This window comes from Glycomyces sp. YM15 (genome assembly GCF_016918015.1).
Lineage (GTDB): Bacteria > Actinomycetota > Actinomycetes > Mycobacteriales > Micromonosporaceae > Glycomyces.
The window spans coordinates 17,145-42,753 of record NZ_JAERMK010000012.1 but is presented as its reverse complement, the minus strand read 5'-3'; the positions used below and the strand labels follow the sequence as shown (position 1 = coordinate 42,753).

The 25,609-nt window shown below is 71.4% G+C and carries 18 protein-coding genes; 10 read left to right on the top strand and 8 right to left on the bottom strand.

What is annotated here, in order from left to right:
- Positions 1 to 154 precede the first annotated feature (154 nt).
- Entirely contained in the window at positions 155 to 973 is an 819-nt protein-coding gene (locus tag JHY01_RS14445) for an HAD family hydrolase (RefSeq protein ID WP_205326361.1), read from the bottom strand.
- Positions 974 to 1,132: 159 nt separating this feature from the next.
- Between JHY01_RS14445 and JHY01_RS14440 the strand changes: the two genes are divergently transcribed.
- The 3 genes from JHY01_RS14440 to JHY01_RS14430 all read left to right on the top strand — a co-directional run bounded on the left by JHY01_RS14440 (position 1,133) and on the right by JHY01_RS14430 (position 3,341).
- Positions 1,133 to 1,708 carry a TetR/AcrR family transcriptional regulator gene (locus JHY01_RS14440; RefSeq protein WP_205326360.1) on the top strand — a complete coding sequence of 192 codons (576 nt, stop codon included), beginning with the start codon at positions 1,133 to 1,135 and terminating at the stop codon, positions 1,706 to 1,708.
- A 91-nt stretch (positions 1,709 to 1,799) separates the two neighbouring features.
- Positions 1,800 to 2,588, top strand: coding sequence for an oxidoreductase (locus JHY01_RS14435; protein WP_205326359.1), 789 nt, complete (start codon positions 1,800 to 1,802; stop codon positions 2,586 to 2,588).
- 189 nt (positions 2,589 to 2,777) lie between these two features.
- A complete protein-coding gene (locus JHY01_RS14430) occupies positions 2,778 to 3,341 on the top strand; it encodes a hypothetical protein (RefSeq protein ID WP_205326358.1) in 564 nt (187 codons plus the stop codon).
- 78 nt (positions 3,342 to 3,419) lie between these two features.
- Here the strand turns inward: JHY01_RS14430 and JHY01_RS14425 are convergent, their stop codons facing one another.
- The 3 genes from JHY01_RS14425 to JHY01_RS14415 all read right to left on the bottom strand — a co-directional run bounded on the left by JHY01_RS14425 (position 3,420) and on the right by JHY01_RS14415 (position 5,904).
- Entirely contained in the window at positions 3,420 to 4,589 is a 1,170-nt protein-coding gene (locus JHY01_RS14425) for an NUDIX hydrolase (RefSeq protein WP_205326357.1), read from the bottom strand.
- Positions 4,590 to 4,634: 45 nt separating this feature from the next.
- Positions 4,635 to 5,171 (bottom strand): tetratricopeptide repeat protein, encoded by a 537-nt coding sequence (locus JHY01_RS14420; RefSeq protein WP_205326356.1) that lies wholly within the window; start codon positions 5,169 to 5,171, stop codon positions 4,635 to 4,637.
- A 106-nt stretch (positions 5,172 to 5,277) separates the two neighbouring features.
- Positions 5,278 to 5,904: a class I SAM-dependent methyltransferase gene (locus tag JHY01_RS14415; protein ID WP_307814450.1), complete on the bottom strand. Its 627-nt coding sequence runs from the start codon at positions 5,902 to 5,904 to the stop codon at positions 5,278 to 5,280.
- 98 nt (positions 5,905 to 6,002) lie between these two features.
- Between JHY01_RS14415 and JHY01_RS14410 the strand changes: the two genes are divergently transcribed.
- Positions 6,003 to 6,458: a hypothetical protein gene (locus JHY01_RS14410; RefSeq protein WP_205326354.1), complete on the top strand. Its 456-nt coding sequence runs from the start codon at positions 6,003 to 6,005 to the stop codon at positions 6,456 to 6,458.
- On the opposite strand, the gene def is transcribed toward JHY01_RS14410, so the two are convergent.
- On the bottom strand, positions 6,455 to 7,024 hold the full coding sequence (gene def / locus JHY01_RS14405; protein ID WP_307814449.1) for a peptide deformylase: 570 nt from the start codon (positions 7,022 to 7,024) through the stop codon (positions 6,455 to 6,457). The genes JHY01_RS14410 and def overlap by 4 nt on opposite strands.
- A gap of 116 nt (positions 7,025 to 7,140) precedes the next feature.
- Here def and JHY01_RS14400 point away from each other — a divergent pair, with 116 nt between their 5' ends.
- The gene (locus tag JHY01_RS14400) at positions 7,141 to 7,464 is read left to right on the top strand and encodes a hypothetical protein (RefSeq protein WP_205326352.1); all 324 of its coding nucleotides are present in this window, start codon (positions 7,141 to 7,143) and stop codon (positions 7,462 to 7,464) included.
- A gap of 39 nt (positions 7,465 to 7,503) precedes the next feature.
- Here JHY01_RS14400 and JHY01_RS14395 read toward each other — a convergent pair whose 3' ends face one another.
- The gene (locus tag JHY01_RS14395; RefSeq protein WP_205326351.1) at positions 7,504 to 10,020 is read right to left on the bottom strand and encodes an Hsp70 family protein; all 2,517 of its coding nucleotides are present in this window, start codon (positions 10,018 to 10,020) and stop codon (positions 7,504 to 7,506) included.
- A gap of 98 nt (positions 10,021 to 10,118) precedes the next feature.
- Here JHY01_RS14395 and macS point away from each other — a divergent pair, with 98 nt between their 5' ends.
- The 5 genes from macS to JHY01_RS14370 all read left to right on the top strand — a co-directional run bounded on the left by macS (position 10,119) and on the right by JHY01_RS14370 (position 15,304).
- Positions 10,119 to 11,258 (top strand): MacS family sensor histidine kinase, encoded by a 1,140-nt coding sequence (gene macS, locus JHY01_RS14390; RefSeq protein ID WP_205326350.1) that lies wholly within the window; start codon positions 10,119 to 10,121, stop codon positions 11,256 to 11,258.
- Complete coding sequence (locus JHY01_RS14385) at positions 11,233 to 11,868, top strand: response regulator transcription factor (protein ID WP_205326349.1); 636 nt, start codon at positions 11,233 to 11,235, stop codon at positions 11,866 to 11,868. The genes macS and JHY01_RS14385 overlap by 26 nt, the downstream gene beginning before the upstream one ends.
- A 127-nt stretch (positions 11,869 to 11,995) precedes the next feature.
- Positions 11,996 to 13,861 carry a 3-oxoacyl-[acyl-carrier-protein] synthase III C-terminal domain-containing protein gene (locus JHY01_RS14380; RefSeq protein WP_205326348.1) on the top strand — a complete coding sequence of 622 codons (1,866 nt, stop codon included), beginning with the start codon at positions 11,996 to 11,998 and terminating at the stop codon, positions 13,859 to 13,861.
- Entirely contained in the window at positions 13,854 to 14,705 is an 852-nt protein-coding gene (locus tag JHY01_RS14375; RefSeq protein ID WP_205326347.1) for a hypothetical protein, read from the top strand. Before JHY01_RS14380 ends, JHY01_RS14375 begins: the two co-directional genes overlap by 8 nt.
- A 131-nt stretch (positions 14,706 to 14,836) precedes the next feature.
- On the top strand, positions 14,837 to 15,304 hold the full coding sequence (locus JHY01_RS14370) for a hypothetical protein (RefSeq protein ID WP_205326346.1): 468 nt from the start codon (positions 14,837 to 14,839) through the stop codon (positions 15,302 to 15,304).
- Positions 15,305 to 15,352: 48 nt separating this feature from the next.
- On the opposite strand, the gene JHY01_RS14365 is transcribed toward JHY01_RS14370, so the two are convergent.
- Together JHY01_RS14365 and JHY01_RS14360 are read right to left on the bottom strand one after the other, a co-directional pair.
- Complete coding sequence (locus JHY01_RS14365; RefSeq protein ID WP_205326345.1) at positions 15,353 to 15,970, bottom strand: DUF11 domain-containing protein; 618 nt, start codon at positions 15,968 to 15,970, stop codon at positions 15,353 to 15,355.
- Positions 15,971 to 16,062: 92 nt separating this feature from the next.
- Positions 16,063 to 25,488 carry a ricin-type beta-trefoil lectin domain protein gene (locus JHY01_RS14360; RefSeq protein WP_307814458.1) on the bottom strand — a complete coding sequence of 3,142 codons (9,426 nt, stop codon included), beginning with the start codon at positions 25,486 to 25,488 and terminating at the stop codon, positions 16,063 to 16,065.
- Between the last annotated feature and the right edge of the window lie 121 nt (positions 25,489 to 25,609).

Below are 25,609 nucleotides of genomic sequence, written 5' to 3'. Positions count from 1 at the left end.
ATGAGCTGTCGGCGCATGGTGGCCCCTTCGTCGGTCGATCGGGCGCGGCACGCTCGTCGAAGCGCGCGAGCCGCGAGCGCGCAGTGCCGCGCTCCGCCCAGTCCAGCAGACCGGGCGGAGGCCCGCAACGGGTTATTCCGGGCGGCCGCGCGGGTCAGGCGGCCGCCGCGGTGTCGTTGTCGAGGAGGCCTTCGATGATCTGGGCGACCCCGTCCTCGGCATTGGTGGCGGCGCGGTCGGTGGCGGCGGCGACGGCCTCGGGGTGGGCATCGCCCATGGCGTAGGACCGACCCGCCCAGGCGAGCATCGGCACGTCGTTCGGCATGTCGCCGAATGCGATCACCGATGCCGGGCCGACCCGGCGCTCGCGGCACCAGGTGGCGAGGCCGAAGGCCTTGTCGGCGCCCCGGGCGTTCAGGTCGAGCATCCCGAAATCGCCCCAGTGGCACATGGCGAGTCCGCCGAGCCCGGCGTCGGCGACAGCGGCGGCCATCTCCTCGCCGGTGCGTTCGGCGCAGTAGACCTTGATCTTCACGACCCGCTTGGCGCGCTTGAAGACCCCGTCCACATCGGCCGCGAACTCCCAGTTCGAGGCGCCGACAAGCGCGCGGTAGGGCTCCTCGCCGATGATGGCGGTGCCGTTCTCCACGGCGAACACCGCGTCGGGCAGGCGCCTTGCGATGGCGGCGACGACCTTGCGGCCCAATGAGATCCGGATCGAGCGGAGGACTCGGACGCGGCCGGTCGGTGGGTCGTAGACGATCGCGCCGTTCGAGCAGACCGCGCCGTCGAGGTACGGCAGGAGGTCGGGCAGCATGTCGACGCCGTAGGGGGTGCGGGCGGTGACGGCGACGACGGCCATGCCGTCGTCGCGGGCGGCCGCGAGGGCGTCGCGGGTCCGCCCGGACAGGGCGCCGTCCGGGGCGAGGAGCGTGCCGTCCAGATCGGAGGCGATGACGAGGGGTTTGAGCACGGTTCCAGTATCGCCCGGCCCGGCAACCGCGGCAACCGTACGAATCGGCATGATCACCGCGCTCTTCGGACCTGTTGCACACCAGCGGCTTCAGCGCCGCGGCGCCAATGCCCACCCCGTTGTTGACCCATGGGTCAAGAATGTTGTAGGGTTCAGGGCATGGGCAGGCCGAAGAACTTCGAACCGGACGTGGCCGTCGCGCAGGCGATGGAGACGTTCTGGACCAAGGGCTACGCGGGAACCTCCCCCGCGGACCTCGCCGAGGCCACCGGCGTCGGCAAGGGCAGCCTGTACCACGCGTTCGGCTCCAAGCGGGAACTGTTCGGCAAGGCGCTCGACCTGTACGGGCAGGTCGGATCGGAGATGACCGAGGCCTTCCTCAACGAGCCGGGCACCGCCAAGGAACGCCTCCGCGCCTACCTGGCGCTCCTGGTCGACATCGACCTCGACGGCCCGGTGAGGCGCGGCTGCCTCGCGGCCAGCACCGCCCTCGAGCTGGGCGGCAAGGACCCCGAGGCGATCCGGGCGGTGCAGCGGATGACCGATGCGACCATCGGGCTGTTCGCCGATCGGATTCGCAAGGGCCAGCGCGACGGCGACGTCGCGAAGGAGGTCGACGCCGACGCCCAGGCCCATTTCCTGATGAACACGGTGGTCGGGTTGCGCGTCATGGCCCAGACCCACGACGGCCCGGTGCTGCACCGGATCATCGACACCGCGGTGGCGGGCCTCTGACCACCGCGGTGACCGATGCGCCCTCGTTCGAGGGCGTTTTTTCCGCCCCAATTTTTGACCTGTAGTTCAAGAACAGATGAAAGGCAGTCCCATGGAACTCGGACTCAACGGCAAGACCGCCCTCGTCACCGGCGCCAGCCGCGGCATCGGCCTCGCGATCGCCGAGACCCTCGCGGCCGAAGGCGTCCGCGTCGTCGGCGCCGCCCGCACCATCACCCCCGAGCTGGAGAAGGTCGCCGCGGCCACGGTCAGTGCCGACCTGTCCACCAGGGAGGGCGCCGAGCGCATCGTCCACGAGGCGGCCGGTGCGGTCGGCGGGATCGACCTGCTGGTCAACAATGTCGGCGGCGGGGATGCCGACCGGCTGGTCATCGGCGGGTTCCTCGACGTCCCCGCCGAACAGTGGGCGGAGGTCTTCAACCTCAACCTGTTCAGTGCGGTGTGGACCACGAGGGCGGCGCTGCCGGGCATCGTGGAGCGACGCGGCGCGATCGTGAACGTCTCCTCGGTCAACGGCCGCATGCCGACCGGTTCCCCGGTCGGCTACGCGGAGGCCAAGGCCGCGCTCACGATGTTCTCCAAGCGACTGAGCGAAGAGGTCGCGCCGCAGGGCGTGCGGGTCAACACGGTCTCCCCCGGTGTCATCGGCTCCTCGCTGTGGCGGGACGAGGAGCGCTTCGGCGGCAAGGTCGCCGAAGCGTTCGGGGTGGCGCACGGGGACCTGCTCGCGTCGATCCCGGGACAGTTCGGCATCGCGTCGGGCCGCATCGGCGAGCCGGAGGAGGTCGCCGATCTGGTGGCGTTCCTGCTCTCGGACCGGGCGGCGAACATCCACGGCGCCGACCACGTGATCGACGGCGGGACACTGAAGGCGGCGTAGCGGTCCGGGCGGGCGCGGTCGATCCGCGCCCGCCCGCGCCGTTCGGGAAGCGTGCCGTTGCGGGTCCGTGATGTCAAGTTTGGGTAACGGCGGGGGCCGGTCCCTGTGCCCTGTCGTCACACTGGTAGTGCCGTCGGATTCGCACGGCCGCTCTACCCTGGACCGCACCCATCCGTTGAAGGAGCCATCATGGCCTACAACCCGCCTCCGCACTACAACCTCGGCGGTCCGAGCGATCCCCAGCCGCCCCAGAGCGTCCCGCCCGCCTACTCCCCGCTGCAGCCGCAGCCCTACGACTCCGGATACGCCCCGCAGCCCCCGGTCCCGACGCAACCCGGCCCGCCACCGCAGGGCGTCCCGCCGCAGCAGGGTTACGGGACGCAACCGCTGCTGCAGCCGCCGCCTCCGGCGGCGCCGCGCAAGTCGCCGCTGGTGCCGCTCCTCGCGGTCGGCATGGCCGTGGGACTGGCGGCGGCCGCGGTGTCGATCGCGCTGTGGCTGCGGGCGAACGGCGACCTGGAGGACGCCGACACGCGGCTCTCCGACCGCGACAAGGAGATCGCCCAGCTGCAGGAGGACTTGGAGGCGGCCGAAGCGCAGGTGTCGGAGCTGGAGGGCCCGGCCGCGGACGCGGAGGTCCTGCAGGCCTGCGTCGACGACCTCAACGACTACTACGACACCGCGGAGGGTTCCGCCGAGGAGACGGCGGCGCTCACCGCCATCGAGAGCTCGTGCGACGGCCTGATCTTCTGAGGTCCTGTGCTCTGGGGTCCTGTCGCGAAGGCCCGGCAGCCGATCGGCTGCCGGGCCTTCGCGTTCACCGAAAGAAGGTCACCGCTCGGCCTTGTGGAGGTCGAAGGCGACGGGGATGCGGAGCTCGTGTCCCTTGAACAGGTCCGCTTCCGCTGCTTCCGCTTCGGTCATCCAGCGGTGGTCGGAGGCCTCGAGCGGGGCGAGGCGGATCGTCTGGTCCGGCCGGGTCCGGCGGGCGGTGAAGCTCATGATCATCGGCATGCGGCCGTCGCCGAGATCGGTGTCCCGATTGTCGAACGCCCCCGCCAGTCCCGTCAGCTCGACTTCGATGCCGGTCTCCTCGAACGCCTCGCGGATCGAGGCCAGGCCGACCGGTTCGCCGACCTCGGCACCGCCGCCGGGCGCCGCCCACTGGCCGGTGTCGGTGCGCTGGATGACGAGGATGCGGCCCTCGTCGTCGAAGATCGCGGCGTCGGCGCCGGTCGGGATCATGTACGCGGCGAGCTCGCCGCAGTCGATGCGCGGATAGACCAGGTCGGCTTCCACAGTGCGCTCGCAGTGCGCGGCGACGCGGTGGTGCCGTTCGATCGAGTACGGGCTCGTCGCGGCGGCGAGGGCCTCCTTCGCGATGACGGCGACCGCGTCGAGGATCTCCTTGGCCGCCGGCGAGACGCGCAGCGGGCCGCGTTCGCGCGCCACCGCGCTCGCCGCCGGGGCGAAGGTCGGCAGGTCGCCGTCGAGGTCCGGGTCGGCCGGCTCCAGCAGCTGCACGGCCGCGTCGGCATCGAGGTCGGTCGCGAACTCGTAGACGAGCAGGTAGGTGTGCGGGCACGGCAAGTCCGCGAGATCGGTGTCGGCGATGGCGATCGGCTCGGAAGGGACCTCGGCGCCGAGGGCGGCTGCGGTCGCTTCGAGGCGCCGCCCGAGGGTGTCGGAACGGAAGCGGCGACGGTGGACGAGGCGGGCGCCGTCGCCGCAGCCGATGCGGAACTCGGTGCCGGGAATCGGTGTCCGCAGGTCGTCGTCGGTCGCGAAGACCGCCAGGATCTCCTCGTACGAGCGGTGGTCGACCTCGGCGAGAAGCGCTGCGGCGCGGTCGCGCATTGCCCGCAGGCGGGCTTCCTCGCCGGGTTCGCCGCCCCAGTAGAGGCCGTTCGCGGCTTCGGCCCTGAGCATGTCGGCGATGCGGGCGAGGCCGATCGCCTCGTGATGTGCGGGTTTCGAGTCGGCGGTCAGGTTCGTCGTCATGGCGTTCCTTTGCTCGGACAGAAGGACGGTGCAACACGGAGAGTGTCAGATCGTACGTTGTCCGACGGCCGCGCGGGCGGCGCTCAACGCCTCCTGGGTCGACGCGATCAGGGCCGGATCGCCGAGTTTCCGGCGCATGAGCAGCACCTCGGTGAGGATTTCGACCGCGAGGTGGGGACGGCGGGCGTCGATGAGGTGCTTGCCGTAGTGCTGCAACGCGAAGTGCAGGGTATTGGGGCTCTCGGCCTGCGCGATCTCGATCGCCTGCTCGTACAGCGGCTCGGCGGCGGCGAGCTCGCCGGGGTAGCGGTGGGCGTCGCCGAGGTTGACGAGCGCCGCGACCCTCTGGTGCGGGGTCTTCGCGCGTTCCAGTGCCGCCGTGAGCACCCGTTTCGCTTCGGCGTACTCGCCGAGCGCGAGGAGCCCGACGCCGGCCTGCCGCAGTTCCGGCTGGGCGAGCCGCTCTTCGCGCGCGAGCTCGTAGCGGACGAGGCGGCGGAGCCGGTCGGGCTCGGTCGCGTACAGGCGCCCGTCGTTGCCGATGGCGATGAGTTCGGCGATCTGCTGCTGCTCAGCGGACAATGTCGTCTCCCCCGTTCCGCGCCTGGATCGGCCGTGAGGCGGCCTGAAGCGAGGATAGAGCGCGATGGAGCGCTTGCCCAACCCCAAACCCTGCATCAACGGTATCTCAGCGGTCGCAGCGCTTGCGGAGAATGAGGCCCTGGTACTGGTCGATGTCCGATTCGAGCGCGGTGTGGTTCGCCTCGACGGGGTCGAAGTGCTCGGCCGCAACCGCTTCGATGCGGTCGGCGGTGAAGAAGGAGAAGAACCGCTTCGGGACGCAGTGGTCGGTCTCCCAGACGCCCTCGTAGTCCTGGCCGCCGTACTGTCCCCAGTAGAACAACCCTCCGGAGGCGAGCACGCGGCGCACTTCGGCGAGCACGCCCGCCAGTTCGCTCTTCGGCACGTGCAGCAGGCAGTTCATGCCGAACACGGCGTCGAAGGACGCGTCTTCGAACGCCAGGTCCCCGAAGTCCATGACCTGCGCGTCGAGGCCCTTGGCGCGGCAGTGCGCGACGAGCTCGGGCGAGAGGTCGACGCATGTCACGTCGAAGCCCTGGTCGGCGAAGAACCGGCCGCTGATGCCGTGCCCCGCACCGATCTCCAGCAGCCGCGACGCGCCCGCCTCGCGAAGTCTCGCGGCGAAACGGCTGCGTTCCATGGCTTTCCAAGGGGTGTCGTGCATGACCGCGCGGGAGTCGGCATCGGCGTCGTAGGACCGGCGCAGTTCCTGTTTGAGCTCTTGGTAATCCACCGCACGATGATGGCATAGCGGCCCGACGGCGGGCGGCGCCGGCGCGGCTCCCCTATCGTGGTCCGGTCCGCCGATCCCCATCCGCACAAGGGAGACCAGTGACCGGAACCCCCGCTCCAGCGGCCAAACCCGAAGCCGTGACCGCCGCGCAGACGCTCATCTGGGTCCTGTTCGCGGCCGGACTCGCCATCTTCGGACCGTACCTCTACGCCGCGGCGTTCCCGCCCGACGGCACCGCGTTCGGGCTCGACCTGGTGGTCGGCTCGGGCCTGTTCAACCTCGCGGTCGCGGCCCTGCCCTTCCTGGCGATCCACGTCGGCCGGCGGCACGGGGCCGCCCGATGGGCGACGCTCGTGGTCTCCGCCGCGAGCGTCCTGACCATCGGGGGCTTCCTCCTGCTGGCCGCGGCCGACCCGTTCTTCCGCGAGAACGGGGACATGACCATGGCCGGGGTCTTCGCGCTGGCGTTCGTCGCGCTGCCGATCGCCGTAGCCGCATGCCTCCTCGCCCCCGCCTCGGTCCGCTGGTTCCGGGCGGCGCCTCCGCAGGTCTAGCGCAGGCCGGCCTCGGCGAGGGCGCGGTTGCGGGCCTTCTTCGGGAGCCGGTCGACGTAGACGGTGCCTTCAAGGTGGTCGTACTCGTGCTGGAGGCACCGGGCGAGGGTGCCGGTGCCCTCGATGCGCACGGGTCTGCCGTCCGCGTCGAACCCTTCGACCACGGCGGTGGCCGCACGCGCTGTGTCCTCGAACGCGCCGGGCACCGACAGGCAGCCCTCGTCGTCGACCATGAGCTCCCGCGGCGCGGGAGGCAGGTGGAGCACCGGGTTCACGACGGCCGCCACGGTGCGCACGCCGTCGGCGTCTTCGCAGTCGAGGACGAAGACCCGGGCGTCGACGCCGATCTGGTTCGCCGCCAGGCCGACGCCGTTGGCGGCGTACATGCTCGCGAACATGTCCTCGACCAGCGTTGCGAGCGCTTCGTCAAAGGCCTCGACGGGTTTGCAGGCGCGGTGCAGGACGGCTTCGCCGTACTGCGTGATCGGGTGCGCCCGGCCGTGCTCACCGGGAACATCGCCGCCATCGGCGCGGTCGCCGGGCGGGGCCTGTTCGTGATCGGTCACCGGTGTCTCCTTCTTCGCCAATCGGTCCCCCTCATGGTCTTCAACAATGCTCGGGTGTTGCGCCCGGGATGGTGGCATATCACATGCCACATGGCGTGCACCGCTATTGCAAGTATATGGCAACAGTTTCGGTGCGCTTCTGGAGTCGGCGGAGGGAACGCGTCCCGGCCGCGCGGCGTCGAAGCGCGGCGATGAGCGCCCTCCTGCGATCGAGAGACTTACGGCGGTCCGACTCGTTCGGGGACGGGCTCGTCGTGGGGTTCAACGGCGTGGTGGGGTTCCTCGCCGCCGTCTCGGCCGTGATCGGCGTCGTGCCGCCGTTCCCGCCCGCCGCGATCATCGTCCCGATCTGCTTGGGGCGCAAGCACCGCGAGACCGGAACACCCGCTGCGGCGTCCGGTCCCGCAACGCCGCTTCCGGCTGAAGCGCCGAAGTCCTGAAGTGCGGCGCGGACCCCGAGGGGCCCGCGCCGTTCCCGGTCACAGGCTCCACACCTCGACTGCGCCGACGGCGGTGCCGACCACGACGACCTGGTGTCCGTCGATCGAGGTCACCTCGGCGGCGGTGATCGCCTCGTCGCCGGTGTGCTCGGCGAAGCTCTCCCCGACCTGCTCGCCGGTGTCGAGCGAGAACAGGCTGAGACCCTGGTCGCCGACGGTGAGGACATGGGCCTTGCCGTCGATCTCGATCACGCGCAGACCGGTCACGGTCTGGTAGAGCTCTTGGGCCGGCTGGCCGAACGGTTCGGCCGCGGCGAGGTCCCAGGCCTGGATGGCGCCCTCGCCCGTGACGGTGACCGCAAGGCTCTTCCCGGCGGCCTGGCCCGCGGCGAGCGCCATGATGTCGTAAGGGAGCTGGTCGAAGGTGCCGCCGACCGGGTCGCCGCTGGCGAGATCGGTCACGACGACGCGGTTCTCGTAGTGTGTGACGGCGCGAAGCGTGCCGCCCACCTCCACCAAGCGGAGGCCCTCCCCGTACGAAGTGGAGATTCCGGTGATCTCGTTGCCCGTGAAGAGCTGCTTGACCTCGTAGTCGGTGGCGTAGGCGGGAGTGCCGTCCCAGAGCCCGTACCAGTAGATCGAGTCGTACTGGGAATCGCGGTCCGCGACGGACGTGGCGGGGTCGTCGAGGTACCAGGTGTCGTCGGTGTCACCGTCGCTGGAGAAGACGGCGACGCGGCCGCCGGCCTCCGTGACGACGCCGAGGCTCTGGATCGATCCCTGGTGCCCCCGGTACTCGTCGACGAGCCGCCCGTCCGCGGTGTCCCAGATGCGGACGATCGCGTCGTCGCCGCCGGTCAGGACCACGCTCGCGCCGTCGAGTCGGGCGACCTCCATCTGCGTGACCGAGCCGACGTGCTGGGAGGCCATCGCGGCGACCTGGTCCCCCTGCACCGCCTCGGCGAGCGGTACGAAGCCGCCGTCGTCGCCGGTCGAGGCCGAACCGTCGGTGTCGTCCGTGTCGTCCTCGGCGCCGGCCGAGTCGGTCTCGGCGGCGTCATCGCTCTGCTGGTTCTCGCCCGACAGGACCTGTTCGCCCCTGTCCTTCGGCAGGTACTGCAGCGCGGCAAGCGCGCCGACCGCCAGGACGACGATGGCGGCCACCGAGGCGAGCACCGCGATGCCCTGCTTGGACTTGATCCACGGGCCCTGGCGCGGCACTACGGGACCGTTCGGGTACTGGCCGGTCGGGGGCGGCTGCGGCATCGGTGTCGCCATGTGCGGCTGGGTCATCTGCTGCGGCGGGGCGCCCGGAATGGACTGCGGGGTGGGCTGCGAGGTCGTCGGCGGGGCGGACGGGTGCTGCAGCCGCATCGTCTGGCCGGTCGGGGCGCTCACCGGGCTCGGCACGGGGGCGGCGACCGGGGTCGCGGTCTGCGGCGGCAGGGCGGGGCTGGGCACCGAGATCGGGGTGCTGACGGTGTGCTGGGCGACGAGTCCGCCTTCGGAGACGGCGAGTTCGGGCTGCTCGATCGCGGAGGGTGCGATGCCGAGTTCGCGGTGGAGCAGCGTGGCGACGAGCGGCATGCGGCTGGCGGCGCCGACCAGGAAGAGCCCGGCGATCTGCTCCTTGGCGAGGCCCGATTCGCGGATGACGCCCTGGGTGACTCGGATGGTGCGCATCACCAGGGGTGTGCAGACCAGTTCGAGTTCTTCGCGGGTGAGGTGGGCGTCCACGTCGAGGAGCGGGATGGTGAGGTCGGTCGAGGCGCTGCGGGAGAGCCGTTCCTTGGCGCCGCGCACCTCGTCCATGAAGGCGGTCCGGTGACGCAGGTCGGCGAGCTCGACCGGGTTGGTGAGGCGCTGCCAGCGCTCGTCGTCCGGCTGGACGCTCCGTGCGAGGTGCTCGGCGAGGGCCTGGTCGAAGTCGAGGCCGCCGAGGTCGTCGGCGCCGTCGACGGCGAGGACGTCGAAGCCGGTGGTGGCGTGGCGGAGGACTGTGGCGTCGAAGGTGCCGCCGCCGAGATCGTAGACCACGACGCCGCTGCCGGGCGACACGTTCGTGCCGAGGGTCTCGACGAAGTAGCTGGCGGCGGCGACGGGTTCGGCGACGAGGTCCACGGTGCCGAGTCCGGCAGCGGTGGCGGCGTCGGCGACGACGTGACGGCGGGTCGGCCCCCACGCGGCCGGCACGGTGACGGTGACGGGGCCGAGGGCGCCGAGGGTCTGCTCGCATTCGCGGGCGACGCGCGAGAGGACGGCGGCGATGACGCTGGTGACGGGGATTTCGGTCTCGCCGAGGAGGATCTGGGCGTCGTCGATGCGCCGTTTGGGGTTCGGTTCGTACCGGTCGGGTTTGCGGCGTCCGGAGTGGACGGCGTCGGCGCCGACGACCGGTCCGCCCTCGTCGTTCATGAACACTGCGGAGGGAAGCTGCGGGGAGCCGTCGAAGAGCTGCTGGTGGACGCGGCCATCGGCGCGGCGGATGGTGGCGACGGTGTGCGAGGTGCCGAAGTCGACGCTGATCGAGGCGGGTCGGGGGTTGGAGAAGGACATGCGGCAACTGTAGTGACCGGGGGCCACCGACCGATGTGTAGGGAACTCCCGTCCCACTTGGAACCGTGTGCTTCCGGGGCGCCTGGGAGAATGCCCGGGTGGGTTTGCAGACGCAGTTGCGGCGGGCGGTCGCCGTGTTCCGGTTCGTCGCTCTGGGCTATCCGGTGCTGCTGGGCGCCCTGGCGTTCGAAGACCTGCGGCATCCGGTGGCGGCGGCGCTGCTGGTGGTCGTGCTCGCCGGTTGGACGGCGGCGGTCAGCTACCGGTACACCCGGAAGGGGTATGAGGACCTGGTGGTCTACGCGGACCTGGCGGTGACGGCCGCGGCGGTCGCGGTGTCGGCGTGGGCGCTGGCGGTGGACGGACGGGCGGTGCCGATCTCGTTGGGGCCGTGGCTGGCCGGGGTGGTGCTGGCGTGGGGTGCGGCGTGGGGTCGGCGCAGCGGGGCCGTGGCGGGCGGGGTGATCGCGGTGTTCGGCATGGTGTTCCGGGGCGGGATCAGCGAGAACACGGTGAACGAGGCGGCGCTGCTGGTGCTCACCGGTTTCACGGTGGGGCACCTGGTGCGGCTCGGGGTGGAGGCCGAGGAGCGGACGCGGCGGGCGACGGAGCGAACTGCGGCGGCCAGGGAGCGCGAGCGGCTGGCGCGGGACATCCACGATTCGGTGCTGCAGGTGCTGGCGCTGGTGCAGCGCCGCGGCAACGAGATCGGGGGCGAGGCGGCTGAGCTGGGCCGGTTGGCGGGGCGGCAGGAGGAGGCGCTGCGGGCGTTGATCTCCTCGGAGTCGTACCGGCATCCGCTGGACGGGCGGCGGGATCTGCGTGAGCTGGTGGGGCGGCATGCGGGCGGTTCGGTGACCGTGGCGGCCCCGGCGACGCCGGTGCGGCTGCCGGCGGCGACGGCGCGGGAGGTCGCGGCGGCCGTGGCGAGCGCGGTCGACAATGTGCGGGAGCACTGCCCGGACGGGACGCGGGTGTGGCTGCTGGTGGAGGACGACGGTGCGGCGGTCACGGTGAGCGTGCGCGACGACGGGCCGGGCATCGCGCCGGGCCGGTTGGCCGAGGCGGCCGCCGAGGGCCGTCTCGGTGTGGCCCAGTCGATCGAGGGCCGTGTGCGTGAGCTCGGAGGGACCGTCACGGTGGTCTCGGGTCCCGGGTTGGGGACGGAGGTCGAGATGCGGGTGCCGCGTCCGCGAGAGGAAGGGGAGGCCGATGGCGACGCTGATCGTGGTCGATGACCATCCGATATGGAGGGAGGCGATAGCCCGCGACCTGACCGGCGCCGGGCACCGCGTGCTGGGAGTGTTCGGTGAGGGGAAGTCGGCGGTGACCGCGATACGGCAGCTGCGGCCCGACGTGGCGATCCTCGACCTGCAGCTGCCTGACCTCTCCGGTGTGGCGGTGCTGCAGGCGATCGGGGAGGACTGCCCGACGGCGGCGCTCATCCTCTCGGCGAGCGGCGAATCGTCCGATGTGCTCGAAGCGATGAAGGCCGGGGCGAGGGGCTACCTCGTCAAGTCGGCGTCCGCGGCCGAACTCGCCGACGCGGTCGAGCGGGTCGCGGCCGGGGACGCGGTGTTCACGCCCGGCCTGGCGGGGCTCGTGCTCGGCGAGTACCGGCGGCTGGCGAACGCGGGCGAGGCGGAGCGACCGAAGCTCTCCGCGCGCGAGACCGAGGTACTGCGGTACGTCGCGAAGGGCCTGAACTACCGCGAGATCGCCGAGCGGCTGGTCCTGTCGCAGCGGACCGTGCAGAACCACGTGCAGCACATCCTCACCAAATTGCAGCTGCACAACCGGGCGCAGCTCGTGCGGTACGCGATCGAGCAGGGCATCGACGGCGACTGAGGCCTCGGAACGACTGCGCCCCCGAGACGACGATGTCTTTGAACGACGGCGCGCTGAGTACTTTCGGCGCTGTTCTTTGAGTAGAAGCGCCGATGCGCGAACGCTTTCGGTCCTGTCCAATGGAGGCATGAACGCCTATATCACCGCCGCCGGCGCCTACCTCCCCGGTCCCCCGGTCGGCAACGACGAGATCGCGGCGCGACTCGGCGGGGTCGACGAGCGCGGCGACCGGCTGCGCCGCCGCATCCTGGCCGCCAACGGGATCGCCAAGCGCCACTACGCATTGGACGCACAGGGACGCACGACCGAGCTGAACGAGGAGCTGGCCGCGAACGCGCTCCACGCTGCGCTCGACGAGCGCGGACTGGGCGCCGCCGACCTCGACATGCTCGCCACCGCGACCACCCAGGGCGACCTGCTGGTGCCCGGATTCGCGTCGATGGTGCACGGGCGCTTGGGAGGCGGACCGATGCAGGTGCTTTCGGCCGCCGGGGTCTGCTCCACCAGCCTCGCCGCGCTCGACGCGGCCGTCGCGAAGGTGCGCTTGGGCGACCGGCGGCGCGCGGCCGTGGTCGGCAGTGAGCTGTCGAGCCGGTGGCTGCGCGGTTCGCGCTTCTTGGGGAAGCCCAGTCACGGAGGCGGCGGGGACGGCGACGCGCACTTCCTGCGGTGGATGCTCTCCGACGGCGCCGGGGCCGTACTGGTCGAAGCGCAGCCGCGCCCCGACCGGCCCTCGCTGCGTGTCGACTGGGTCCGCACCGTCTCACTCGCCCACGCGCACCCGGTGTGCATGCGGGCGGGGATGGGCGAAGGCCCCTCCCCCGTCGCCGGCCGCACCTGGCAGGACATGGGCAGCGCCGCCGCGGCCGAACAGGCCGGGATGATGCTGCTGCGCCAGGACACGAGCGCCCTCGGGAGCCTCGCGGAGGCCGGACTGCGGGAATTCCAGGCGCTCGCCCGCGAAGGCCTCATCGACCTCGGCAAGCTCGACCACGTGCTGTGCCACTATTCGACGAACGCCTTCCGCGACATCGTCTTCGACCAGCTGGCCTCGGCAGGGGCGCAGATCGACACGGGCCGTTGGTTCTCCAATCTCGAGACGCGCGGGAACACCGGCGCGGCCTCGATCTTCATCGCCCTGGAGGAATGCTGGCGGACCGGGCGGTTCGAGCCGGGACAGACGGTGCTGCTGGCCGTTCCCGAATCGGGCCGGTTCTCGTTCGGGTTCGCTCATTTGACCTGTGTGGACGCCGAGACGGCGGCGCCCGAGGCCGTGCCCGTCGCGGCGCCCGTCGCGCCAGCGGCCACACCAGCGGTGACTCCCGTTGCGCCGCAGTCCGAAAGCATCCACGACCGCCTGGACGCCGTGTGGCGGGAGTTCGAGCAGCGGCTCGACCAGGTGCCCGTCATGCACCGCCTCAGCGAGGGCACCGCCACCCTTGAGGACTACCGGCGGCTCCTGTTCAACCTGCGCCAGCAGGTGGCCGACGGCGCCCGCTGGATCTCCCGGGCCGCCTCCAACTTCTCCGTCGACCTGTTCGACCTGCGCAGCGCCGCCATCGGCCACGCCGCCGAAGAGCACCGCGACTTCATGATGATCGAACGCGACTACGCCGCCTGCGGCGGATCCATAGAGGACATCCGCTCCGGCGAGAAGAACATCGGCTCGGAAGCGCTGTCGGCGTATATGTTCCACACCGCGAGTCAGCCCGACCCGATCGGCCTGCTCGGCGCCATGTTCATCATCGAAGGCCTCGGCACCGGCAAGGCCTCCGGCTGGGCCGCCCGCTTCAAAGCGACCCTCGGACTCCGCGACGACCAGGTGTCGTTCCTCGCCTACCACGGCGAAGCCGACGACGACCACTTCGCGAAACTCCAGGCCATCCTCGCCTCGCCCCGCATCGACACCGCGGCCGCCGACGCCATCGTCAAGACCGCCAAGGTCGTCGCCCGGCTCTACGCCCTCCAACTGGAAGAACTCGACCATGTCTAGCGGGGCAGGGCGAGCGGCGGCACCGGCCCATGCGCCGCTCGCCGACCCTCCCATGTGGGACGCGATGATCGCCGACCCCGCGATGCCGCTCGAACCCGACGTCGCCCGCATGGTCACCGACGACCAGCGGCAGTGGACCCGCACCTGGATCTACCCCGTCCTGCGGCCCGTCTCGCGAGTGCTCGCCCTCGTCATCGTCGCCCTCAAACGCCTCACACCCGTGCGCTGGACCGCGCACCGGCTCATGGACCGGCTCTGCCTGTGGTTCCTGCGCCGCTTCGTCTCCCCGCTCGCCGTCGAACTCCTCATCCGCCACTTCGTGATCGAGACGAACCTCCTCAACTTCATCGTCCGGAACACCGCCACCGGCATCGCACCCGTCGCCCTCCGGCCCGTGAACCTCGCCGGGCTCGGCGACAAGGCCGTCATCGAACACGACATCAACGTCTACCAAGTGCTCGCCGCGCTCGACCGGACCCGGATCGGACCGCCCGACGTCGTGGACTACGGCGGGCTCGACATGCCGGCGCTCGACCCCGAACCGCACCGGTTCCGGCTGCTGCGCTTGGACATCCAGACCGCACTGTGCCTCATGAACCTGCCGTTCGCCGCCTGCCTCACCCCCGACGAGTACCGGCGGGCCGTGCACTCCATGCGCTTCGACGACTCGATCCTCGCCATCCTGGCCGAGATCACCGGCGACCCCGTCTTCCTGCGCTGGCAGAACGGCGACCTCTCCATCCGCGCCGACTCCAACACCGACGTCCCGCACGCCGTCTACCGCCACGCCGTCGTCTGCGAATACGCGCACGCGCACCTCGTCAGACTCGCCGCCCGGCGGTGAGCCCACAACCGTTCTGTCCGGTTCCCGACAGATCCATCCCTTTCACGTCAAGAACCCGTCAAGAACGTTGACGACGCCTCCCCCCCGGTGGTGCGCTTGAGACCGCAACGGTTCTCAACCGGAGGTGGAAGATGGAGCGCACGCCCTCGACCCCGTGTTCCCGCATCGGCGGCCTGGCCGCCCTCGGCGGCTCGGTACTCACGGTCGGCTCGATGTTCATGCCCTGGGTCGACACCGCCGGAGGCGGATCCCTCGACTACTGGCACCTCTCCGGTGTCGAAGGCGTCCAGCCCGACACTCGGACCTACCTCATGTCCCTCGGACTCATGCTGCTGCTCGTCGTCTGGTGCGCCCTGTACTTCACGCTGCGCACCCACGAGACCCGCACCGCCTGGGCCTTCGGCGGCCTCGCGGGCGCCATGATGCTGTACGGCGGCGACCTCCGCATCAGCGAGGACCTTCCGGCCGGATCCCTCGGCACGGGCGAGATCGCGGCCGCCCTCGGGCTGCTCCTGCTCGCCGCCGGATCCGTCATGGCGCTGGCCGCCAACATCCCCGAGCCCGCCGCTCAGCGGCGGACCGGTGAGGCCTCCCTCTGAGGAGGATTCGGACCCGATCGGCGTCCGTCCCACGGCGGCGGACGCCGCTCAAGCGCGACGCGTGCGGGCCTTGAGCCCTCTGCGGCCGAACACAAAGGCCGCCGCCGCGACGACTGCTGCCCCGACGGCGACCGCGCCCCACCGCCAGGGGCTGAAGGGGGCCTTGCGGTCGAGCAGCGCCGCCTGGTCGCTGGCGCAGCCGAGTATCTCGCCGCCTCCGGCGGTCGCCGCGCACACAGTGGTGGTGAAGCCCGTGCCCTCGTCCGGCGCGGCCGACAGGTCGGGCTGCTCGACGACCACGAGCTGCCCCTGCTCGATCTGCTCACCGCTGCCGACCCGGACGGTGTCCTCGATCTCGACGCGCTCACCCGGTTCCAGCGAGAGGGTCCAGTCGACCCCGCCGCCACCGCGCACCCCGGCCGGCTCGGAGTCGCTCAGGGTGAATCCGGCGGGCAGCAGATGCGAGACCTTGAGGTCCTCGAAGGCCTCGTCGCCGGTGTTCTCAACGGTGATGGCGTAAGCGACGGTGTCGCCCTCGCGGATCTCGGCTCCCGCTTCGCCGCCGCGGAGGACGGTGATCGCGATCGGGCCGTCCTCCGCGTGCGCCGGGACGCCGCCCAAGACCGCGGCCGCCAACCCCACCGCCGCAATGTACCTGTACCGCATCGTGTTCCCCCGCATCCCTTGTGCACTGTCCCGAGTCCGTTGTAGCCCACTCGCGGGCCCTGAGCCGGACGACACGGCCGCGGACGCGGTCCCTATCGCCGCGCGCGGCGACTTGTAGCCGCCGCGGTGACGACGAGGCCGGTCACGATCGCACCCAGTCCGGTGAGGATCGGCGCCAGGACGCCGACGCCGGTCGACGCCAGACCCCGGTCGGTGTCGCCGTCGTCGCCGATGTCGCCTCCGTCGGCGCTGCCGTCCCCGTTGCCGCCGTCTCCGTCACCGTCCCCGTCACCGTCGCTGCCGTCGTCGCCGCCGGCCATCGTGCGGATCACCCACGCGTCGGCGTCTGAGGTGCCGTCCGGGTCGTTCGCGTCGGTGTTGAGCACCGTGGTCCCTCCGGTCAGTTCGACCCCTTCCGGGGCGTCCTCGTCGATGTGGACCAGGATCGACGCCGACCAGGTCGCGGAAGCGGCTTCGGCAATCGCCATCGCTTCGAGCAGCCACGGCGACTCCAGCGGACCCGAAGCGTCGGTCTCGGTGCTGGGAGCCAGGTCGGTGTCGATCTCGCACGTCACGGTGTCGCGATCCGCGGTGACCGTGCATGCGGGCGGCAACTCGGACGCGACCGCGCCGACGTGCTCAGGCATCCCGATCGTGATGGAGACCGATTCGTCGACGGTCGAGGGTCCGCGCGACTCGACCGCGACGACCACCTCGGTGGTCGCGCCGGGTTCGGCGGTCTCGGCGGAGGTCGTGACGACCCGGTCGTAGACGGGTTCGCCCACGCCGCCGGGCAGACCCGTGACCGAACCGGTGTCATTGGCGTCGTTCGGGTCGAAGGCGTCGGAGGACACCGTGGCGGTGTTGGTGATGTCCTGGCCGTCGCCGCGGTAGGACGGGTCGAGTTCGACCGTCAGGGCGATGGTCGCCGACGAGTCTGGTTCGAGTGCGTCGGCGACCGGGCAGACCACGGTCCCCGCAGTCTCAGTGCAGTCGATGTCCTCATCGGTCGCCGCATTCCGGGCCTCGACGAAGTCGAGCCCCGCGGGGATCGCGTCAGTGAGGATGACCCCTTCGACGGTGTCGGCGGTGTCGAGGTTGTCGACGGTGGCCAGGTAGTCGAAGGTGGTGCCCGGCGTGATGGGCCCCGTGGCGCTCGGGTCGAACGTCTTCGTGACGGCGAGGTCGGCGCGGCTCTGGATCGGCGGTCCGACTGCGGTCGCGCTGTCCGGGGTCGGATCGTTTCCGGCCTCCACAGTGGCCGTGTTCGCGATCGTGTCGCCGGCGGCCGCATCCTCGTCGACCGCGACGGTGAGGTCGATCGTCGAGGCGCCGTCGGCTTCGAGACCGCCGATGTCGCAGCTGACCACCTGTCCGATGGCCGAGCAGACGGCGGGCGAGGCCGAGACGAAGGTCGTGTCCGGGTCCAGTTCGTCGGTGACCGTGACGTCCGTGGCGAGGAACAGACCGTCGTTGGCCACCGTGACGGACCAGACGGCATCCTCTCCGGCGACCATCCGGTCAGGGGCGGACTTGACGATCGTCACCTCCGTCACCGCGACCGGGGTCGACACCGTGCCGCCCGCCATGGTCGCGGTCGCCCTGTTGTTCCCTTGGGCGGGGTCGCTGCTCGAGGCGCTCACGAGGCCCGTGTTCAAGATGTCCGACCCGTCGCCGACGTAGTCCGGGTGCAGGCGGACGGTGACGACGAAGGCGAGGGCCTCGTGCGGGGCGATGGCGTCCGCGACCCGGCAGGTGACGGTGCCGCCGTATACGCCTGGTTCACCCGTGCAGCCGTAGTCCGAGTACTCGAAGGCGACCTGAGGCGGAAGCGCGTCGGTCACGACCGCGTCGGTCGCGTCGCCGGGCCCGTAGTTGTTGACGCTCAACAGGATGTCGATGGAGTCGCCGGGTGCGACCAGGTTCCCCGGGTAGGCGGCGAAGCCCTTGGTGAGCATGAGGTCCGCTTGCGGCGCACTCGAGTTGACCGGTGCGGCGGTGGTGGTGTTGTTGGCCGGCACCGGATCGGCGGTGGCCGAGGCGATGACACCGGAGTGGACGAGGTCGGAGCCGTCGCCGGTGTAGGCGGAGTCGAGCGCGACCGTCACGGTGACGGTCTTGGTGGCGCCGACCGGGATGACCTGGTTCGTGGCGCAGTTGACGGTCTGGCCGTCGCGTCGGCACGCGTTGGCGGGAGGAACGGCCTGGACCCAGGTGAGGGGCGCGGGCAGTGTGTCCGTGAAGGTCAGCCCCGCGGCGGCCGACGGCCCCTGGTTGGCGAGGGTCAGCGTGTACGTGAAGGTACCCCCGGGCCTCACGGGACCGGTGGCATCGAGCGTCATGACGGCCGAGAGGTCGGCGATCGGCGCGGCGGCGGCGCCGGTCGGCAGGCCCGCCGTCGCGGTGTCGTTGGCGCGCAGCGGGTCGGGCGTGTCAGCGGTGACGGTAGCCCGGTTGACGATGCCGGTGCCGGTACGGGTGAAGGCCGGGTGCAGCCTCACTGTGATCGTGAAAGCCGCCTCGCCTCCGGCGGAGAGCGTCGCGCCGCCCCTGCAGGTGACCGCGGCTCCGTACGCCCCCGCGCTTCCGGTGCAGCCGTCGGCGGAGGACACGAAGGCCAGTGCCGCGGGGAGCTGGTCGGTGACGACCGGGTTCACCGCGTCGGAGGGCCCGTTGTTGTAGGCCGCCAGCCGGTAGGAGAAGGTCTGTCCGGGTGCGACGGCGGTGGATCCCATGGCGGCGTTGGTCGTCGAGAGGTCGGCGGTCACGCTCACCGGCGGGCCGGTGGCCTCCGCGCTCGTGTCGGTGGAGGTGTTGTGCGTCGCGGTGGCGAGTGTGGCCGTGTTCGTGAACTGCGTGCCCGCGGCGGTGGCGGCGTCGACCAGGACCGTGACGGCGAGGTCGGCCGTCGCCCCGTCGGGCACGGTTCCGAAATCACAGGTGAGCAGGTTGGCGTCGTCCACCGTGCAGCTTGCGCCGTCGGCGGACGCGTACGTCAGTCCGTCGTCGAGCCGGTCGGCCATCGTCACGCCGGACGCGTCGGACGGGCCGCTGTTCTGGACGGTGAAGGTGTAGACCGCTGCCGCTCCGGCGGTCATCGCCGCCGGAGGGGACTGGGAGAGCGACAGACCCGCTTCGGCGGTGACGGTGAGCTCGGCGCTCGCGACGGTGTCGCCGGAGCCGTTGGCGGTGCTCGTGGAGACCTCGGCGACGTTGGTGAGGACCGTCCCGTTCGGAACGGACGAGTCGACTTCGACCGCGATCGTGACGGCGGCCGACGCGGCGGGGGCGAGCGTGCCGAGGCCACAGGTGACGGTGGCGCCGTTCGCGGCGCAGGAGGCGCCTGTCGCAGACGCGAAGCCGAGACCGTCGGGAAGCGTGTCGATCACGGTCACGTTCTGAGCGGCCGACGGCCCCGTGTTGGCGACGGTCAGCGCGAACGCGACGCCGCCACCGGCCGTGGCGGATGCGTCGGCGGTCTGGGTGATCGACACCGAGGCCTGCGGTGCGGCCGTGCTGCCGCCCGGGACCGTGGCAGTGCTGGTGTTGTTCGCAGTGTCCGGGTCGGCCGTCGCGGCGGTTGCGGTCGCGAGGTCGACGAGGTCGGCACCGGTGCCGGTGTAGGCGGGATGGAGCCGGACGGTGAGGGTGTAGACCGCGTCGCCGCCGACCGCGAGCTCCCCGACGGTGGCGCAGGCGATGGTGGCCCCGTATCCGGTGCCGCTGGTGCAGCCCACGCCGGACACGAACGCCAGCGAAGCGGGGAGCGCGTCGGTGACGGCGACGCCCCTGGCGGTGGACGGTCCGGCGTTGCGGACGGTGAGCCGGTAGGCGAAGGTCTGGCCCGGCGTGACCGGGTCGGTGCCGAGAGCGGTCTTGGTGACGCTCACGTCCGCGCTCGGCGCCGCGACGGATCCGGCGGGCACGGTCGCGGTGCCCGCGTTGTTCGCGCTGTCGGGGTCGGCCGTGGCCGAGGTCGCGCCGGCGGTGTTGACCAGGTCGGTTCCGGTACCGGTGTAGCCCGGGTCGACTTGAACGGTCACCGTGCGGACGGTTTGCGCGCCCACGGCGAGCGCGCCGATCGTGGCGCAGATGAGGTCCTGGCCGACGGCGGTGCACTCGTCGCTCGCGACGAAGCCGAGACCGGCCGGGAGCGTGTCGGTGACGACGACGCCGGTGGCGGTCGAAGGCCCGGCGTTCGCGGCGGTGAGCGTGTAGTCGAACTGTCCGCCGGGGGTGACGGGGCCGGATCCGATGGCGGCCTTGGTGAGCGAGACGTCGGCACTCGGTGCGGCCGCGCTGAGGGTCCCCGCCCCGGCGGTGGCCGTGTTGTTCGCGGTGTTCGGGTCGGCCGTGTCGGCGACGACCGCTGCGGTGTTGGCGATCTCCGAGCCGTCACCGATGTAGTCCGCCGAGAGGCGCACGGTGAGCACGATCGTCCGCGACCCCACCGGCACCGACGCCAGCGGCCCGCAGGTGACGATCTGTCCTGCGGCCGAGCATCCGTCCTGTGTGGATGAGACGAAGGCGAGATCCGCCGGGAGCGTATCGGTGATGGTCGCGTTCTGCGCGGCGGAGGGGCCGGCGTTGCGGAGGGTGAGCGCGTACCGGAAGGTGTTGCCGGGCGTCACCGCGCCGGAGCCGTCGCGCTGCTTGGTCAGCCGCAGGTCGGCCGAAGGCGCGCCGATGCTCGGGAGGACGGCGGCGGCGGTGTTGTTCGCGGTGTCGGGGTCCGCGGTGGACGAGATCGCCGTGGCGCTGTTGCCGAGGTCCGCACCCGAGCCGGTGTAACCGGGGTCGACGGTGACCTGGTAGAGGTGGTTGACAGTGTCCCCCGGAGCGATCAGGTCGGTCGGCCCGCAGGTCACGACCTGCCCGTCCCCGGTGCAGGAGCCGCTCGCCGCGCCCGCGAACACCAGGCCGTCGGGCAGGGTGTCCTCGGCCGTCACCTCCGTCGCGTTCGACGGCCCGGCGTTGTGGACCGAGATCCGGTAGTCGAGGTGCTCGCCGGGGGCGACCTCGCCGGTCGTGGTGAGCGTCTTCGTGGTCTGGATGTCGGCGGACGGGCCGGTCACCGTGACGCCGCCGGTGGTGGTCGCGGTGTCGTTGTCCGGCACGGGGTCGGCGGTGTCGGAGGCCGCCGTCGCCGTATTGGTCAGCTCGCCCCCGGTGTAGCCGGGGTCCACTTTGACCGTGGTCGTGATCGTCGCCGTCTGCTGCACGGGGAGCTGGAGCACGCCCAGCGCGCTCGGCGGGCAGGTCAGGATCTGCCCGTCGACGACGCAGTCGCTCGGGTACGACTCCCACGACATGCCCGCGCCGAGCGTGTCGGTGAGCGTCGGGTTCACGGCCGTCGACGGGCCGAGGTTGGTGGTGCCGATCGAAAAGTCGAAGGTCTCCCCGGGTGCGATCTCGGGTGTGCCGACCACGGTCTTCGCGACCGCCAGGTCGGCGCTGCCGGCGGCGAGGGCCGGCACGCCGGCCAGGTTGGTGCTGTCGTTGGCGCCGTTGGGGTCCGCGGTGGCGGAGGCGACGGTCGCGGCGTTCACGACGTCGGTGCCGGTGCCCGAGTACGAGGGGTCGAGCCGGACGGTGACGACGAAGTCGACGGTGTTGCTCCCGGAGGCGGCGGCCAGCGCGCCGAGCGGTCCGCAGCTGACGGTGCCGCCGAGTTCGCCCTCGACGCCGGTGCAGTCGTCGGCGGAGACGAACGCGACCGAGTCGGGGAGGACGTCGGTGACCGCGACGTCCGCGGCGTCGCTCGGGCCGCTGTTGGTCACCGTGAGCGTGTAGGTGAACGTCTCGCCGGGCGACACGTGCCCGGCGTCGGCGGCGCTCGACTTGGTGACGGACAGGTCCGCGGACGCGGGGGCCAACCCGCCCAAGGGCAGCTGGGACGAGTCGGTGTTGTTGCCGGAGTCGGGGTCTGCCGTGTTCTGCGAGAACGCCGCGGCCTCGTTGACGAGGTCGGCGCCGTCGCCCGCGTAACCGGCGTCGACGTACGCGACCACCTCGAAAGCGGTGGCGGAGCCCGGTGCGAGCGAGACGATCCGCGGGCAGGTGACGGTTTGGCCCGAAACGGTGCACCCGTGCGGGGAGGACGCGAAGGTCATCCCCGTCGGCAGGGTGTCGACGGCGTCCACGTCGACCGCGGTGGAGGGTCCGTCGTTGTCCACGGCGATCGTGTACGTGACGGGCTCGCCGGGCGCGACCGTGCCTGCCGTGACCTTGTGCTTCAGCACCGAGACGTCGGCACTCGCGGCGGCGGCCGTCCCTCCGGGCAGGCCGACGGTGTCATCGTTGTTCGCGCTGTCGGGGTCGGCGGTGTCCGCGCTCACCACTGCCGAGTTCGTGACGGCGGCGTCGGCGCCCGTTCCGACGTAGGCCGGGTCGAGCCGCACCGTTACGAGGAGGTCCGCCTCGTCCCCGGCCCCCAGCGTCCCGGCCGCGCAGGTGACCGTGCCGCCGTACTCCCCGGCGGTGCCGACGCATCCCGAGTCGGAGGCCACGAACCCGAGCGCCGACGGGAGCGTGTCGGTGACGACGGCGCCCGTGGCGGTCGACGGGCCGTCATTGGCGACGCCGATGAGGTAGGTGAAGGTCTCGCCCGGAGCGATCGGCGTGTCCGTCGTGGTCTGCTTGCTCAGGACGAGGTCGGCGACGGCCTCGCCGACGTCGGGGGTGACGATGCCGGAGTCGTTGTCGGACGCGTCGGGATCGGCGGTGTCGGCGCTGACGGTGGCGCGGTTGGGCAGGTCGGTTCCAGTGCCGGTGTAGGCGGCGTCCACCCGCACGGTGAGCGTGATGCTCCGGGCGCCCGGCGCCAGCTGGGCGTAGGCGCAGGTGACGGTCTGACCGGACAGGGAGCACGTCGCGCCGTCTCCGGTGGCGGACACGAATGCGAGTTGCGCGGGTAGCGTGTCCGCGACGGTGACGCCCGCCGCGGTGGAGGGCCCGGCGTTGTCGACGGTGAGCGTGTAGGAGAACTGGTCGCCGGGCCTGACCGCGTCGACGGGAGCGGTCTTCAGGATACCGAGGTCGGCCGAGGCGGCGGCGATGTCGATCTGCCATTCGGCGGCGTCGTCCGTGGCTTCCCCGTCCTCGGCGCTGACGACGCGGGCGGTGCCGGTGGCGATGCCCGAGGCGGCGTTCGCGTCCACGATGTAGTCGAGGCCCAGGTCGGTCGCGGCTCCCGGTGCGGCTCCGGCAGCGATGAGGCAGGTGAGATCGGTGCCGGAGGAGGCGGTGCACCCGACGGGCAGACTGCCCGTGTCCCAGGCGGCCCCGGTCGGAGCCCTGAGGGTCACGGTCGTGTCGGAGGCCGAGGTGGAGGGCCCGTGGTTGGTGACGGTGAACGTGACGGCGCCGTTCAGGCCCGGGGTGACGGTGGACGCGTCCGAGGCCGTGATGCCGAAGTCGGTGACCGCGTCACCGGTGTTCACCAGCATGTCGATGGTATTGCCGGCGGGATCGCTGTCGAGGTCGTAGGAGAGGGTCGCGCTGCCGGAGAAGACGGTGCCGGACGCGGTGTCGGCCGGAACGGCCGCGGTGTAGCCGAACTCGGTCGAGGCCCCTTCCTCCAAGCCGTCGAGAGTGCAGGTGGCGGTGAGGTTCCCGTCGTCGGTGCAGCGCGGGTCCAGATTCGATACCGGGAGACCGGGCGGGAATCCGAACGTGACGGTGACGGCACCCACGGTGGCGGCGGGGCCGGTGTTCCTGACGGTGGCGGTGACGGCGCCCTCGGTCCCCGGCGTGAGATCGATCGGCTCCGAGGCGATCTCGAGATTCGTGAGGGCGTTGACGACGGTGTCCACTGAGGCACTGGCGCCACCGCTGTTCGCGAGGCCGGAGGGCATGGTGAGGGTGGCGGTGTTGGTGAGCGTGGTCCCGGCCGCGGCCGTTTCGACGGTGCCGTCGATGGTGATCACGGCCTGCTCCCCCGCGGGGATGTCGAGCGTGGTCGCGATGTCGTTGCCATTGCCGGAGGCCGCGCCGCACGAGCCGCCGCCGGTGACGGCGCAGGTCCATGAGGCGACGGTGACGCCGCCGGGGACGGTGTCGGCGACCTCGGCTCCGACGAGACCCGAGTTGCCGCCGTTGGCGACGGTGACGACGTATTCGATGTCGTCACCGGGGTCGGCCGCGGGCGCGCCGGTCTTGGCGACGTCGACCGTCACGTCGCCGTCGACGGCGAGCGTGTTGGTGGCGGTGTCGTTGCCCCGAACCGCGTCTCTGGAGTCGCCGGAGACCGAGGCGGTGGCGGTGACCGCGCCGATGTCGCCTCCGGCCGTCAGTCCTGAGGCGACGGTGCCGGTGACGGTGAACGCGGCCGTGTCGGTGGGCGCGAATGCGTCGGTCGGTCCGGTGCAGGTCTTGGCGGGCAGGTCGCAGGTCCAGTCGCTGGGACCGGTGATGCCGGTGACGGTGAACGCGTCCGGTGCCGTGAAGGTGGCCTTGGGGATGCCGGCTGCATCGGTGCCGTTGTTGGCGAGGGTGAACGGGATGGTGGCGGTGCCGCCGGGATCGACCGTGGTCGCGGCGGTCCGGGCTCCGGTTCCGGTGTCCGTCATCGCCAGGTCGGAGCCGCGGAAGGCGACGGTGACCTGGGCGCAGCCGGTGTCGTTGGAGTGATCCGCGTCGTTGGTCGGGGTGAGCGTGTTGGTGCCGCAGACGTCGTAGGTGGTGCCGGGCGCGGCGTTCGCGGGGATGGTGGCGTTGACGTAGACCAGGCCCATCGCGCCCACCGACCAGGTCGAACCGGCGGGGCAGGAACCTGCCGTGGCGGAGGCGAGGACGCAGTCGCCGTAACCGGTGCTGGCGGCGTGGTAGCTCTGGAGGCTGTTGACGGTGAGGCCCGGGTCGGCGGTGACCGCGAGGCTGTTGAAGTACGCGTGCTGCGGTCCGAGGTTCTCGATCCGCAGCTGCGTCTCCACGGTCGCGCCGGGCCTGCCCGAGACGCCCGCGACTCCCGCGACCTTCATGTCGGCGCGGCCGATGGAGAACTGCTCGTCGACGGCGGTGCTGCTGCAATCGCGGCGGACGAGCAGGACCGACGAGGTGAAGTCGCTGTCCTTCACCGCCAGGCACACCTCGGCGTACGTGTTGCGGAAGGCGCCCTCCGGGGTCCCGGTGGCGGCGTCGCCCGTGAGATGGTAAGGCCAGGTGGCGTTGTTCGCACCGGAGGAGCACGAGTCGGTGAGCCGGAGCGGTGCGTTGTTGTTGTCCTTGTTGCCCGAGTTGTCGAGGCAGAGCGAGGGGTTCGAGGTGAGCTGCACCCGGTCGTCGATGGTGATGGTCCACTGTTGCAGGTCCTCGTTCTCGCCGCAGTCGCGCAACCTGATGGCGCCGCCGTTGCTCGCGGAGGAGGCGGACATGCAGAGGTCGGGGTGCGCGGTCGGCGTGATGTACGCGCCGACGATGTCGGAGGAGAAGACGCCGGCCCCGACAGGGGCGGGGACGGCGAGCATGACGAGCGCGATGACCATCGCCCCCAACAGCGCCGGAACTCGACACCACACAGCGGTCAAGCCCGCCACCACCTTGCCCACATCGTCTCGTCACCCAGAGTGACGAAAGATTAGCAAGGAGTCGGCTGCGATTGTCGTGTATGGAGCGGACGGCGCCGGAGCCGGAGCGTTC